This window comes from bacterium Scap17, from assembly GCA_013376735.1.
In the GTDB taxonomy this organism is placed as follows: domain Bacteria; phylum Pseudomonadota; class Gammaproteobacteria; order Pseudomonadales; family Halomonadaceae; genus Cobetia.
The window spans coordinates 2,301,817-2,315,524 of the sequence record VINJ01000001.1; the positions used below are offsets into that span (position 1 = coordinate 2,301,817).

General features: G+C 60.7%; 14 protein-coding genes and 1 tRNA gene. 10 read left to right on the forward strand and 5 right to left on the reverse strand.

The genetic code is table 11. The annotated features are described in order from the left end of the window. Nucleotides 1-45 precede the first annotated feature (45 nt). Nucleotides 46-936 carry an MBL fold metallo-hydrolase gene (locus tag FLM52_09860; protein NVN56093.1) on the reverse strand — a complete coding sequence of 297 codons (891 nt, stop codon included), beginning with the start codon at nt 934-936 and terminating at the stop codon, nt 46-48. 203 nt (nt 937-1,139) lie between these two features. On the opposite strand from FLM52_09860, the gene FLM52_09865 reads away from it, so the two are divergent. The 4 genes from FLM52_09865 (at nt 1,140) to FLM52_09880 (ending at nt 6,496) form a co-directional block, all read left to right on the forward strand. Further along, a complete protein-coding gene (locus FLM52_09865) occupies nt 1,140-2,654 on the forward strand; it encodes a sugar porter family MFS transporter (GenBank protein NVN56094.1) in 1,515 nt (504 codons plus the stop codon). A gap of 297 nt (nt 2,655-2,951) precedes the next feature. Next, on the forward strand, nt 2,952-4,247 hold the full coding sequence (locus tag FLM52_09870; protein NVN56095.1) for a DUF3100 domain-containing protein: 1,296 nt from the start codon (nt 2,952-2,954) through the stop codon (nt 4,245-4,247). A 114-nt stretch (nt 4,248-4,361) separates the two neighbouring features. Then, nucleotides 4,362-5,525 (forward strand): amidohydrolase, encoded by a 1,164-nt coding sequence (locus FLM52_09875; GenBank protein ID NVN56096.1) that lies wholly within the window; start codon nt 4,362-4,364, stop codon nt 5,523-5,525. Between the two features lie 83 nt (nt 5,526-5,608). Beyond that, nucleotides 5,609-6,496: an NAD(P)-dependent oxidoreductase gene (locus tag FLM52_09880; GenBank protein ID NVN56097.1), complete on the forward strand. Its 888-nt coding sequence runs from the start codon at nt 5,609-5,611 to the stop codon at nt 6,494-6,496. A gap of 9 nt (nt 6,497-6,505) precedes the next feature. Here FLM52_09880 and FLM52_09885 read toward each other — a convergent pair whose 3' ends face one another. Continuing rightward, complete coding sequence (locus FLM52_09885; GenBank protein NVN56098.1) at nt 6,506-7,432, reverse strand: LysR family transcriptional regulator; 927 nt, start codon at nt 7,430-7,432, stop codon at nt 6,506-6,508. Nucleotides 7,433-7,817: 385 nt separating this feature from the next. On the opposite strand from FLM52_09885, the gene FLM52_09890 reads away from it, so the two are divergent. From FLM52_09890 to FLM52_09905, 4 genes are all read left to right on the forward strand, one after another. Further along, nucleotides 7,818-8,231 (forward strand): aminoacyl-tRNA hydrolase, encoded by a 414-nt coding sequence (locus FLM52_09890; protein ID NVN56099.1) that lies wholly within the window; start codon nt 7,818-7,820, stop codon nt 8,229-8,231. A gap of 51 nt (nt 8,232-8,282) precedes the next feature. After that, nucleotides 8,283-8,990, forward strand: coding sequence for an SIMPL domain-containing protein (locus tag FLM52_09895; GenBank protein NVN56100.1), 708 nt, complete (start codon nt 8,283-8,285; stop codon nt 8,988-8,990). A gap of 41 nt (nt 8,991-9,031) precedes the next feature. Next, nucleotides 9,032-9,334 (forward strand): hypothetical protein, encoded by a 303-nt coding sequence (locus FLM52_09900; GenBank protein ID NVN56101.1) that lies wholly within the window; start codon nt 9,032-9,034, stop codon nt 9,332-9,334. 78 nt (nt 9,335-9,412) lie between these two features. Beyond that, a complete protein-coding gene (locus FLM52_09905; protein ID NVN56102.1) occupies nt 9,413-9,715 on the forward strand; it encodes a hypothetical protein in 303 nt (100 codons plus the stop codon). 94 nt (nt 9,716-9,809) lie between these two features. On the opposite strand, the gene FLM52_09910 is transcribed toward FLM52_09905, so the two are convergent. The 3 genes from FLM52_09910 to FLM52_09920 form a co-directional block, all read right to left on the reverse strand. Next, nucleotides 9,810-10,091 carry a hypothetical protein gene (locus tag FLM52_09910; GenBank protein ID NVN56103.1) on the reverse strand — a complete coding sequence of 94 codons (282 nt, stop codon included), beginning with the start codon at nt 10,089-10,091 and terminating at the stop codon, nt 9,810-9,812. A 71-nt stretch (nt 10,092-10,162) separates the two neighbouring features. Next, nucleotides 10,163-11,152, reverse strand: a complete 990-nt coding sequence (locus tag FLM52_09915) for an IS481 family transposase (GenBank protein ID NVN56104.1) — start codon at nt 11,150-11,152, stop codon at nt 10,163-10,165. Between the two features lie 519 nt (nt 11,153-11,671). After that, a tRNA-Pro gene (locus FLM52_09920) sits at nt 11,672-11,748 on the reverse strand. A 244-nt stretch (nt 11,749-11,992) separates the two neighbouring features. On the opposite strand from FLM52_09920, the gene FLM52_09925 reads away from it, so the two are divergent. Together FLM52_09925 and FLM52_09930 are read left to right on the forward strand one after the other, a co-directional pair. Further along, nucleotides 11,993-12,262, forward strand: coding sequence for a hypothetical protein (locus FLM52_09925; GenBank protein ID NVN56105.1), 270 nt, complete (start codon nt 11,993-11,995; stop codon nt 12,260-12,262). 267 nt (nt 12,263-12,529) lie between these two features. Beyond that, entirely contained in the window at nt 12,530-13,633 is a 1,104-nt protein-coding gene (locus FLM52_09930; GenBank protein ID NVN56106.1) for a GGDEF domain-containing protein, read from the forward strand. Nucleotides 13,634-13,708 lie beyond the last annotated feature (75 nt).

A 13,708-nucleotide genomic window follows, 5' to 3' on the forward strand; every position in this document is an offset into this window, starting at 1 on the left:
AAGTTACATAGGCAAAGCACTTCAGCAAAGCCGACATGGCGGCCATCACAGCTGATCAAACGGCAGATTGAGCGGAATCTTGAGATAGGCGCGCCCGTTGTCTTCCGCCGGCGGCAGCTGGCCGGCGCGCATGTTCACCTGCACCGCCGGCAGCATCAGGCGCGGCATGCCAAGCCCGGCGTCACGCCTTGAACGCATATCGACGAAGGCCTGCTCATCGATGCCGTCATGCACATGGATGTTGTGCTTGCGCTGCTCACCCACCGATGTCTGGCAGCAGAAACCTTCGCGTCCTTCGGCCGAATAATCATGGCACAGGAAGATGCGCGTGCTGTCAGGTAGCGAGAGCACCTTGTGGATCGAGCGATACAGCGTACGCGCATCGCCGCCGGGGAAATCGCAGCGCGCGGTGCCGTAATCGGGCATGAACAGGGTATCGCCGACGAAGACGGCGTCGCCGATCACGTAGCTCACGCAGGCCGGCGTATGACCCGGCGTATGCAGCACGCGGCATTCAAGCCCGCCGATCGCCAGGCTGTCGCCCTCTTCCAGCAGGCGATCGAACTGTCGGCCATCGCGCGCGAAACCCGCCTCGGCGGCAAAGATATCGGCAAAGATGTCCTGCACTTCGCGTATACGCGCCCCGATCGCCAGCTGGCAACCCAGCTTGCCTTTCAGGTAGGCGGCCGCCGACAGGTGATCGGCGTGAACGTGGGTCTCGAGAATCCATGCCACCTCGAGGGACTCGGCGTCGATATGCGCAAGCAAGGCATCCGCAGAGCGGGTGCTGGTGTGGCCTGCGGGATAATCAAAGTCGAGCACGGGATCGATGATCGCGCACTGGCGGGACTGCGGGTCGCGCACCAGGTACGTGAAGGTGTTGCTGTCTTCGTCGAAGAAGCTCTCGACCTGGGGGCGCTGTGTTGAGGTTGCCATCTTCCGATCTCCTGCTTCGCTCAAGGATTGATGCCTCAAGCCTACGCCTGAAGCAGCAGCAACGCAAAAAAAGAATAACGTTAAAACCACAGGGAATAACAATAAGGCTTTTTCAATAACCTGCTGTTCTAGCGAGGGAATTTCTGAGTCGAAGCCGAGGAAGTGCGGCTGCCGGGGTGGCTCTCCCCCCCAAGGTATAGCGGATGGCGCGCCGCAGGGCAGATAGGCTGACATTGCCAGGTGACACGATTCACCTTTACACTCTTGAACAATTAACCTCCGCGAATCGCTGTCTTTCCTTCACGCCTCATTGGATGAGCTACGCCATGCCACGCATTCTTCAATGGTCGATCACGGTTGCCCTCGCCGGCTTCCTGTTCGGTTTCGATACCGCCGTCATCTCGGGGGCGGATACCTCACTGCAGAGCCAGTGGGGTCTCAGCGACCTCATGCACGGCCTGGTCATCATGTCGATGGCCCTGTGGGGCACAGTGATCGGTGCCATCTTTGGCAACTGGCCGACCGATCGCTTCGGGCGCCGCGCCACGCTGATCGGCATCGGTATCCTCTATCTGGTCTCCGCGCTGGGCTCGGCGCTGGCCACCGATCCTTATGTGTTCTCGTTCTTCCGCCTGCTGGGGGGGCTAGGTGTCGGCGCGTCTTCCGTGGCAGCGCCTATCTACATCTCCGAGATCGCCCCCCGCGAACGTCGCGGGGCACTGGTCGGGCTCTACCAGTTCAACGTGGTATTCGGGATCGTGATCGCCTTCGTCTCCAACTACTTCATCGGCTTCATGGACGGCGAGAACTGGCGCTGGATGCTGGGGGTGGAAGCCGTGCCGGCCGCGCTCTATCTCTTGATGATCTGCAAGGTGCCGCGCAGCCCGCGCTGGTTGATTCTCAAGCGTAATGATGAAGCTGGAGCAGCCGAGATCATCAAGCTGATCAACCCCAAGGCCGATATCGCCGAAGAACTCGCCATCATTCGTGGCACCGAGAGCGAGGGGATTGCCAAGCAACATACCCGCCTGTTCGCCTGGCGCTACCGCCTGCCTATCCTGTTTGCTTTCCTGATTGCCGCATTCAATCAACTTTCTGGCATCAACTTCATCATCTACTACGCACCGCGCATTCTGGCCGAGGCTCAGCTCGAATCCAGTGCTGCATTGCTCTCTACAGCGGGAATCGGGGTCATCAATCTGATATTCACAATGCTGGGTATGTCATTGATCGACAAACTGGGGCGCCGGACTCTGATTCTGATCGGCTCCGCCGGTTATCTGTTGTCGCTGTGCCTGATTTCCTGGGCCTTCTACCTCAAGGACTTCAGTGCCATGGGCGGTTATGGGGTCCCGATCCTGATGGCTGTCTTCATTGCGGCGCATGCCATGAGCCAGGGTACTGTGATCTGGGTGTTCATCTCCGAGATCTTCCCCAACAAGGTCCGTGCCATGGGGCAGTCCTTCGGCAGCTCCGTACACTGGATCTTTGCGGCGCTGATCGCGTTGCTGATGCCGACCATCCTCAGCCACTTCAGCGGTGGGCCGGTGTTCGCCTTCTTCGCCGTCATGATGCTGCTGCAACTGGTGTTCGTGCTGTTCTTCATGCCCGAGACCAAGGGTGTCTCGCTTGAGGAACTCCAGGGCCGCCTGATCCGCCCTTCGCGCAAGGAGAAGGAGCAGGAACAGGCCGCGGCACTCGCGCCACAGGGCAACTGAGGCTCTTGACGCTTGGGCTTTGAAGCCCGACTCGAATAACGCTCTCCAGACGCCGACACCCCGCCCTGTGCGGGGTGTCGGCGTTCGGGGGTGCCTTCACTGTTCGTCATCACCCACCAGGCTGCTCTATTTATTGGTACACCCGCTGTGTTTCTTTAGAACACCGCTCCTGACAATACTGGATTGCGCTGACCGCCCCGGCAGAGGGTGGCAGCCGACCGCCGCGGGCTTGCCCCGGGCGCTGCATTCCAGACGTTTCAAAAGCTCAAGACACTACAATAACAAGCGGAGTCCCACATGCCCCTTTCTCAACTCCTGGACTGGCGGTTGCACCTGCTGGTCGTGGTGCTGTCCCTCGGCGCCGAACTGATCGGTATTCTCAAGTTCCCGCTCGGCCCCGGCACCTTGCTGCTGTTGCCGCTGTTCTATGCCTTCATTGCCGCCGTACTGTGCAATCCGCACCTGTTCAGCGGCACGAAACGGGTCATCCCGCCGGTGATCAGCGCGGCGGCAGGGCCGGTCATCCTGCTGTCGATCATGCCGTTCATCGCCCGCTTCGGTTCCACCATCGGCCCGGCCATCGAGCAGCTGATCTCGGCGGGTCCGGCGCTGATCCTGCAGGAACTGGGCAATCTGGGCACCATGCTGATCGCGATGCCGATCGCGGTAGTGGTGCTCAAGATGGGCCGTGAGGCGATCGGCGCGACCTACTCCATCGCGCGGGAACCCAACATCGCGATCATCTCCGACAAGTACGGCCTCAAGGGCCCGGAAGGCGTCGGTGTGATGGGAGTCTATGTGGTGGGCACCATGTTCGGCACCCTGTGGTTCGCGCTGATGGCGGGCTACCTGACCTCACTGGACATCTTCGACCCGCGTGCACTGGCCATGGCCTGCGGTGTCGGCAGCGGCAGCATGGTGGCGGCGTGTTCCGGCGCCATCGCCGGTGCCCTGCCGGAGATGGGCGAAGAGCTGCTGGCCTTCGCCGGCGCCAGCAACCTGCTGACCTATGCCACCGGCCTCTACGTCTCGCTGTTCATCGCCCTGCCGGTCGCCGAGCGCCTGTTCCGCTTCTTCAGTCGCAAGCGGGCCGGCAGCGATGACGCCATGAATGACGAGGAAGCCAAGCTCGCCTCAGACGCGCTGGTTGAAGATCGCCCGGAAAACCAGCTGGGCAAGACGGCCATGGTCGTCGCGGCGGTCTGCGTGGTCGGCTGGGTGGTCAACACCATCAATGGCGCCAGCCTGATCGACGCCGCCCCCGGCATGCTGATCCTGTACGTGATGACCATGCTGGGTCTGCTGGTCGCCCGCGTCATGCCCTTCTATCTGCCGGCCATCGCCTGGGTGTCGCTGGTCAGCATCCTGATGACGCTGCCGTGGTTCCCGGGCAGCGGCTGGATCACCGAGCAGCTGGGCTTCGTCAACTTCCTCGCCATCGTCACGCCGGTCCTCGGCTATGCGGGTCTGGCACTCAGCAAGCGCGAGTTCAGCATGTTCCGCCAGGCGGGCTGGAAGCTGGTGATCATCTCGCTGCTGGTCTTCACCGGCACCTATATCGGCTCGGCAGTCGTGGCGCAGGCACTGCTCTGATCACACGGGCTTCCGGCTTTACCTTTCGCATTACCTTCGCTTCTCACTTTGCTACCCCCTTCTCATCACTTTTACGCCGGCACTTCAGGGTGCCGGTTTCCACAGGAATTCAGCATGCAACTACCCGACAAGATCGACGAGGCACTGCTGCGCAGCTGGCGTCATGAGTTTCATCAGCATCCCGAGACGGCCTTCGAGGAGCACCGCACCTCGGCGCGCGTCGCCGAGATCCTGCGTGCCGCTGGCCTGGACGTCACCACGGGACTTGCCGAGACCGGTGTGATCGCGGTGCTCGACGGCAAGCTGGGCAAGGGCCAGACCATCGGCCTGCGCGCCGACATGGATGCGCTGGATGTCACCGAGGCCAACGCCGTCTCACATTGCTCGCACACGCCGGGCAAGATGCATGCCTGCGGTCATGATGGCCACACCACCATGCTGCTGGGCGCGGCCTGTGAACTGGCGCGCGATCCTGACTTTGCCGGCCGCGTGGTGTTCGTGTTCCAGCCGGCCGAGGAGAACGAAGGCGGCGGCCGGCGCATGGTGGAGGACGGCCTGTTCGAGCAGTTCCCGATGGATGCCATCTACGGCCTGCACAACTGGCCGGGGCTGGCACTCGGCGAGGCGGCGGTGCATGAAGAGGCGGTGATGGCGGCCTTCGATGTCTTCACCCTGACCCTGGGCGGTCACGGCTGCCACGCTGCCATGCCGCATCTGGGCAAGGACACCATCCTGGCGGCCTGTCAGCTGGTGACCCAGTTGCAGGGGCTGATCAGCCGCGAGACTCCGGCGCACCAGACCGCGATTCTCAGCATCACCCAGTTCCATGCCGGCGATGCCTTCAACGTGATGCCGGAAGAAGTCGAACTGCGCGGCACCCTGCGCTGCTTCGACCCGACACTGCGCGCGCATCTGCAGCAGCGCTTCCATGACGCCGTCGATGCCATGGCGAACTTCCACGGTCTAAAGGTCAACTTCGACTATCAGCCGCGCTATCCCGCGACGCTCAATGCGCCCGGCCATGCCGAACGCTGCGCCAGCGTTCTCGAGCAGTTGCCGAGCATCCGGCGGGTCCATCGTGACCTGCCGCCCTCGATGGCCTCGGAAGACTTCGCCTATCTGCTGCAGGAATGTCCGGGCGCCTATATCTGGCTGGGCAACGGCGAAGAGAGCGCCTCGCTGCATAATCCGCACTACGACTTCAATGATGCTGCCACGCCCATCGGCGTCAGCTACTGGACGTCGCTGGTGCGTCAGCTGCTGGCCGTTGGCGGATAGCGCATGGCTGCGATGAAGCTCTGACGAACCATCACCACTGATCAAGACCACCAGCGACACGGGCTCGGCGAGGAGTGCTGAGCATGACGATCTGCGTGATTGGCGATGCGCCCATTGGCACTCGGGCCATACAGGCGCTTGCGCATGCCGGAGTCGAGGGGGTCATGGCAATGGCGGCCTCCGAGGTGCAGGACGCCCAGAGCCACCCACCCTTCAGCGCCGATGTCTATCTGATGGCTCTGGCGACATCACAACAGGTACAGAAGGTACTGACGGGCAAGCAAGGCCTGCTGCGCAGGGCGTCGCCCGGCAGCACCGTGATTGACCTTTCCAGTGGTGATGTCACGCTCAGCCGCGAACTGGCCGTGCAGACACGCCTCGCCGGCCATCACTGGCTGGAAGCGGCCACCAGTCGCAATCCCGCCGATGAAGCGAATGACAGCCTGACGCTGTTGATCGGCAGTAATGAGGCGACAGTGGCGCGCATGTCAGCACTGCTTGACGCCATCAGCAGGCAGCATCTGCATGTCGGAGACGCCGGCTGCGGCCATGCCACCGCCCTGGCCAGCGACTATCTGCATGCCGCGCATTTGATCACCACTGTCGAGGCGGTCGCCATGACCTATCGCGCGGGAGTGACACCCCAGGCGTGCATCGATGCCATCAACCTGGGTGCAGGGCGCAGTGCCGTGAGCGAGGTGAATTTTTCGCGTTGGGTGCTGCCGGGCCGCTATGACTCGGGGATCTCCACCGGTCAGCTGCGCCGAGACCTGCGCCTGGCGCGCAGTTTCGTCACCACGCTCAACCTGCCGGAAGGCTTGATGAAGGCAGTCTTCGAGTGCTGTCAGCCGCCGGAGCCATGTCCGGCGGACGAGGATGATCTCCATCATCTGTGCGATCGCTGGCTGAGCAAGGTGCCCGCCCATCTGCCCCCGCCTCGCCTGACCGAAATCAGAGCCCCTGGATCATGAGACCCACGATCAGCGCGCTTCCTGACGCGGACCGCTGAATGCCGCGATCCAGCGTTCGAGATGGCGCAGCAACTGCAGGCTGGCACGCGGCATGCGCCGCCCGACCCGCGTGATGATATGTGCGCGGGCCTGGCGGAAGCTGGCGCACTCCACATCCCGTGCGATCAACACGCCCTCCTGAAGCTCACGCGCCGCGGCGAAGGCCGGCAACAGTGTGATGCACAGCTCGGAGCGCGCCGCCTGCTTGAGCACCTCCATGGAATTGGTCTGCACCACCATATGCGGGCGCACCCCGGCCTCACGAAAACCATCGTCCATCAGCTGACGCACGCCGTGGCTCGGCCCCCACAGCGCCATGGGGTGCTGCGCCACTTCCTCGAGCGTCAGCGCATGGGTCTCGCTCGCCAGCGGATGCTCCGGCGACATGATGGCCACCAGCGGCTGCGGGCTTGAATGCCAGAAGCGCAGCTGGGGATGGACCCGCTCGTGATACATCAGGCCGATATCCGCCTCATCCTCGATCACGCTGTCGATGATGCTCTGCATGCTGCCGGTATCGACCTTGAGCGTGATGCCGGGGTACTGCTTGCGAAAGGCGCGCAGCGGACTGTTGATGATATCGCCGACGAAGCCCTCGCCGATGATCAGGCGAATCTCCCCGGTTTCCAGCCGCTGATAGGCATCGAGGCGCTCGCCGAGGTGCTGGTCGAGCGTCTCTCGCTCACGGATGTATTCCAGCAGCATCTCGCCGACCCGCGTCGGCTGCACGCCGTCACGGGTACGCTCGATGAGCGAGGCGGCCATGGCCTCTTCGAGCAGACCTATCTGACGACTGACAGCCGAAGGGGCGATGTTCAGACGCGCGGCGGCACGCCGGATGGAGCCGGCTTCGACGGTGACCTGAAAATAGACGAGACGCTGATGCGGGATATCCATGAGACGCTCTGCAAAGGATGGGAAAGGGGCTACGAAAAGCGGAGAGTCTTTACACAAGACGCAGCCAGCAGAGTACCCGATATCTGGGCGTCTCGGGCAGCGCGCGGTTGAACTCACCCTCCCTCAACACCATGTCAGAATGAATCCTCGCACCGCCTCTTCATGCCAGTTCTCATGGTCTTCTGCGCATCAAGCGAGGACAAGGAAGCGAGAACAAGCGATCATCGCCGCGAGCCGACCCGATGGGGAGGCAGACGCACGACGCACGACGCACGACGCACCCGCCATTCTGAAGCCAGTGCGCGAATAGGCTAAGATGGACCATCGCTTTACTGACTGTGCCTGCGTGACAAACCACACAGTCCCAAAAACAAGGAGATTCAATATGCTGACCATCTCCAATTCGGTAGCGCTGGCCGACTGGGAAATCGACCTCACCCAGATTCGCGCCCAGGGCAATGGCGGCCAGAACGTCAACAAGGTCGCCTCCGCCGTTCACCTGCGCTTCGATGTGCAGCGTTCGACGCTGCCCGGCTTCTACAAGGAGCGCCTGATGCAGCTGTCGGATCAGCGCATCAGCAAGGAAGGCGTCATCATCATCAAGGCGCAGAGCCATCGCACCCTCGAGCTGAACAAGGAAGATGCGCTGGCGCGCCTCAAGGCGATGATTCTGGAAGCCGTCAAGGTACAGAAGGCGCGCCGTGCGACAGCACCCAGCAAGGGCGCCAAGCGTCGCCGCGTCGACAGCAAGACGCGCAAGGGCAAGATCAAGGCCATGCGCGGCAAGGTACAGGTCTGACCCCGCCGAGGGCGGCGGTCAGCTCACAGCTCACGTCAGGGACGACAATTCATGCGCAATATCATCAGCTCGGCCGTGCTGGGCGGCCTGCTGGCCGTGGGAATGGTCTGGAGTGGCAGCTATCTCAAGCAGGCCGCACAGGTGTGGGAATCTTCCAGCCGCGTGGTCACCGTCAAGGGGCTCGCGGAGCGCGAGGTCAAGGCCGACCTGGCCCTCTGGCCGCTGCACTTCAGCGTCAATGCCAATCAGCTGACCGGGCTTCATGAGGCGCTGGCCAATGATGAGCGCAAGATTCGCGCCTTTCTCACCGCCCGCGGCTTCCCCGCCGACCAGGTCAGCGTGACCTCTCCCCAGGTGACTGACCTCTACGCCAACAGCTACAACGCCCAGCGTCCGGATGAGCGCTATCGCGCCGAAGCCACGGTGCTGGTGCGCTCGCCCAAGGTCGACCTCGTCAAGCAGAGTGCCTCACTGACCGGTGAGCTGGTGCGCGAGGGTATCCTGCTCTCGGCTGACTATGCCTATCGCACCGAATTCCTGTTCACGGGGCTTGAGGCCATCAAGCCCGACATGATCGCGGCCGCGACCGCGGATGCCCGGCGCGCCGCCCAGCAGTTCGCAGAGGATTCCGGCAGCACCGTCGGTCACATCAAGCATGCCAGCCAGGGCTATTTCTCGATCTCGGACCTCGACAGCTATACCCCTGACATCAAGAAAGTCAGAGTCGTGACCACCATCGACTACACCCTGAGCCACTGATCACCACTCGACAGCCCCCTTCTTCGCTGTATGGAGCCCCCATGTCCGACACCCCGCTGAGCAAGACCCAGACGAGCTTCTATCGACGCCTGTTCGTGGCCCACCTCATCGCGCATGACATCGCCAGCATACCGGCCATCATCGCGGCCACCGGCATGCCACGGCGCACCGCCCAAGATACCATCACTGCCCTGGGTGAGCTCGAGATCGTCTGTGAATTCCAGCGCGAGGAAGGCCAGCGCAACAATATCGGCCACTACGTGATTCGTGACTGGGGGCCGATCAATGCCCAGTGGGTCGCCGACAACGCCGAGCGCCTGCAGAAGGCGCTGGGCTATGCGTGAGAGGCGCAAGCTTGATCGAACAACAAAAGCTGAGAAATGAGGGTCCAGGGATAAGGATCGAGAAGTGAAGGTCGAGAGATGACGCCCGAGATTCTGGGCAGTGCCGTCCAGCATGGCGTGCTCGCCGTGCTGATCCAGCTGGCGCTGTGGCCGCTGTTTGGCATGTGGTCGGCAGGTGCCATCGCCGTCGCCCTGTTCCTGGGCCGTGAGATCGCTCAGCATGAATACAAGGGCGATGGACCCAAGGCAGAGAACTGGGACTACGGCCTGCTGCAGCACTGGAATCTGGATTCCTGTCTCGATGTCGCCCTGCCGCTGCTCTGCTGTGTGAGCCTCGCCAGTACGGTCTGGGCGTTCAGGCGCTACCTGGCCCGGGCGTGATCCTGCGCTCACCTGTCTCTTGCCTGCATCTAGCCTGTTTTTCACCTCTGCACGGTGCAATGACATTCGCTTAAGAGCGTTGCCTCAAGCATCATCAGCCAACGGCAATGCTGGTGACACTGCGCCGTGCGGCGCCCGACACAGTGGCGGAAGGCGCAGAGGCTGCGCGACGACGCAGTGGATGTCGGGCGCGATCCTGCAGGTAGGCCGAGAGCGCTTCAGGGCGAATGCCGGGATGCTGGAAGACGTAATCCCCGGTGATGATCGACAGAAATTCAGCACTGCGTGCACCCGCGACCTCAAATCCCAGGATGAAATGGCGCGCCTGAGAGACCTCGAAACAGTAGTTCTCCGCGGCCACTGCGCAGGTCTGCACCACATAGCCTCCGCCCAGCTGTTCTCTGAGGATGGATCGTTCGAGATTGAATCGAGATGCCGTGTAAATGTCTATGTGTCGGGTTCCGTCTGATTGACTATAGCTTGCGTAAACAGCTCAGGTCGTTCGACCTGCCACTCCTTCATTGCTGCTATAGGCGCTTTGTGGTGTAGTGCTCTCTGAGGAATGTGGTGGTTATAGAGCCAGCAATAACGCTCGAGTGTCTGTTCTAAATCCTCACTTGAGTCATAACGCCGAGTCGCCAGTACATCGCTGATACGCCCATTGAAGCGCTCCACCATCCCGTTCGTTTGGGGTCTGCCTGGCCTGATCAATCGATGCTCGATGCCATGGCTCTGACATTCCTGATCGAAAAGGTGATGTCCACTGGGCTTACGTTCGCCACCCACGGTAAAGCGATCGGTAAAGGATTTACCGTTGTCCGTGAGCACGGTTCGAATCGTGAAGGGAGCCTCCTCTTCCACACGCTTCATGAACGCCTGGGCATCCTTTGCAGATTGACTTGATCTGACCTCCAGATACACCCACCGAGTGGCACGATCAATCGCGACGTAGAGATAACGCTTCTGATCTTCGTCAGGCATTTGGGGCAGGTGCTTGATATCAATGTGCACATACCCGGGCTCATAATCCTTGAAAGGCCGATGCTTGGGCTTCTCGTCCTCCTTCGCATCTTGACGCGCCAGCTTGGCGAGAGTCGGTACATCACGTCGTTTGAGCATGCGCTGAAGTGCGGAACGCGACAGATTGGGGTTCAGGAATTCGCGAGCAACGACAAGTAGATCATCGAGCCCCAGGCGAAGCAGTTCACGTGCGGCGATGACGATCTCTTCCTGTTCTGAGGTCAGAGTCGCGAGTAGGTTATGACGTGTGTGGGAACGATCCAGGACATCATCACGATAGCGCCAGCGCTGTATAGTTGAGACGCTGACCCCGAACTGACGAGCGAGATCTTTGTTCGTCATGCTGGAGGGAGCTGCTTGGATGTCGGCACGGATTTTCGGTGTCGTCGTCGCTTGCTTATGCAGCTTGATGTCCATGAAGCTTTTCCTGAATCAATTGCTTGATGAGCTCACGAGAGGCTAACAAAGGATAGCTTCGTTGTGAAATCCGATCATCCGGCACCCTACATCTATGATTTTCATTATCACCCCCAATATCGACTGGCGAAGTATATACGAAAATTCTAATGCTTACATAATTAGAGAACCCATCCTGCCTGCCCCGCCCTTCGAAACGACAGAAAATTGATCCACATCAACTCAATCGGCAGCGTTTTCAGAGCCAAATGTCAAAGGCATCTGCCTGGATCGTCAAACAAGAACTTGCGCGAGCACAGCGCTGATTGTGCTGAGGGGCCAGGAATATGAGCAATACAAATCGAAGACGGGATGCGCGAGGCAGGCTGGTGGTCGCAAGAAAGGAAATGAAGGATGTATGTGAGGAGCGAAGAGAATGGAACAGAAGAGCGGAGAATAAAAATGAAGAGGCAGGTATTTTTCGGACATGCGAAAACGCAAAAAGGCCATCCGTTTCCGGATGGCCTTTTCACTTGAATCTGGTCGGGACGACAGGATTCGAACCTGCGACCTCTGCAACCCCATTGCAGCGCGCTACCAAGCTGCGCCACGTCCCGACAGTGTCTGGAAGAGCTTCCCCCTCAAGACGAGACGTAATGTACCGCATTGATCTCAAAAAGAAAAGCAGGAATCTCACATTTCTTTACCTGCGTCGTGATCTGGTGTCGCAGTGCCCCCTGAATCCGCTGTCGGCATTGCAAAATGCCCGGGTGCGACGCATGTTCATGAAGCAGGCATTCATTGCGCACCTTCGAATGCAACGCCCCATGAACGACAATCGTCCAGAGGAGTTCGCGACCGATGATCCAATTCACGCTTACCACCACGCTCAAGGGCGGCACCAGTGTCAGCGGAGACCCCATCAAGGTCAGCGCCGACAGCGCCCCCGCCGCCGGCAGTCAGATCACCAAGGGGCAATGGCCGGCACTCGATGCCCTGTCACCCAACTTTCCGGTGACAGTCACGGGAGTCGAAGAGGACGAGGATGGCAACACCTTGGTGCGCCTCAAGGAAGCCGACAGCCCGGATGCCAACGACCCCGACAGTTACCGCTACACGCCCTGGAAGTAAGCGAGCGGCGACGCAAATCATTGGGGAGGCATCAAGAGTTTTCGCGCCAGCATCGAACAGGCAATATGTTGCTCATTAGTCGCAGGAGCGACCCACGTCACTGCGCAAAGTAATGAATGAGGCATTTTTTGACCCGCCGTGCGTTAGCATAGGGTTTGCGAACCTTCCGTTGGCTCTGGTGAGCTGTGGCTGATGATGGGGTGGTGTATCATCCAACCTTTCCGGTTGGTACCTGGCGTGCACTGACATCCCGATGCCCGAGGTCACATGGTCAGCCCATTGAAATTGATAGTTACCTCTTGGCGTTGGCTGGTCGGCAAGACTGGCTCCGCCCGCGAGATACTCCATCATGGCTTTCTCGTTTCCGCTGTCTTCATCGGGTTGATTTCGGCCCTCTTCAACTCCCTGTTTGACCTCACCCTGCCGGCGTACAATATCGTGCTGGTCATCATCAGCGCGTTCATCGCCCTGATGTGGTATCGCTCGCGCTTTCATGGCGAGTTCCAGCGGATGGCCTGGCTGTTCTGTGCGCTGGTCACCTTCGTGATGCTGCCCGGCAACTGGCTGTTCAATCATGGCGCGACCGGCCCGACCCTGCTGTTCTACCTGATGGCGTCGGCCTATGTGCTGGCGGTACTGCCCGCTGACCCCAGGCGCCGAGGCATCATCATCATTGGCCTCATGTTCATGCCTTGGGCACTGCTGGCCTTTGAGCATGCAAGGCCGGGCCTGGTCAGCCGCTATGCCTCCGAAGGCATGCGCTTCATTGACATGGGCTTCAGTTACACGCTGGCCTTCGGGCTGCTCAGCGTGGTGATCGCAGGCTACGCTCGACGTATCCATGAAGAGCGTGATATTGCCGATGCCTATGCCGCTCGACTGGAGCGCCTCAACTTGCTGGATAGCCTGACCGGCCTCTACAACCATCGCGCGATTCACGAACAGGCGAAAGCCTGGATCAGACGTTCGCAAAGTGCCTGTTTACTAATCTGTGATCTGGATCATTTCAAGATGATCAATGACAACCACGGGCATCCATACGGCGACACGGTACTGGAAGAGTTCTCACGCCATGTCAGCAAGCTGACGCAGGAGTTCTCGGGGGAAGCGGGACGCTATGGCGGCGAGGAGTTCATGATCCTGATCCCCGGCACCCTGGCGACGGCTCGCCAGTTCGACAGATGCCTGCGGGAGCGCTGCGAAGCCTCGCCCCTGCTGCACGGTGTGATCCTCTTCAGCACCGGCGCCAGCGAATTGCACCCCGACGACACCCTGTCGAGCTGGGTCAAGCGCAGTGATGACGCCCTCTACCACGCCAAGGAAAATGGCCGTGGCCGTCTGATGGTCGACAAGGACCTGAGCGTCATCTGAGCCGCGGCCGGACCGAACCAGCCTCGCTCACGACAGCCGCTCCGGCTGAGCCCTCCCCAACGACAACGCCCCCGC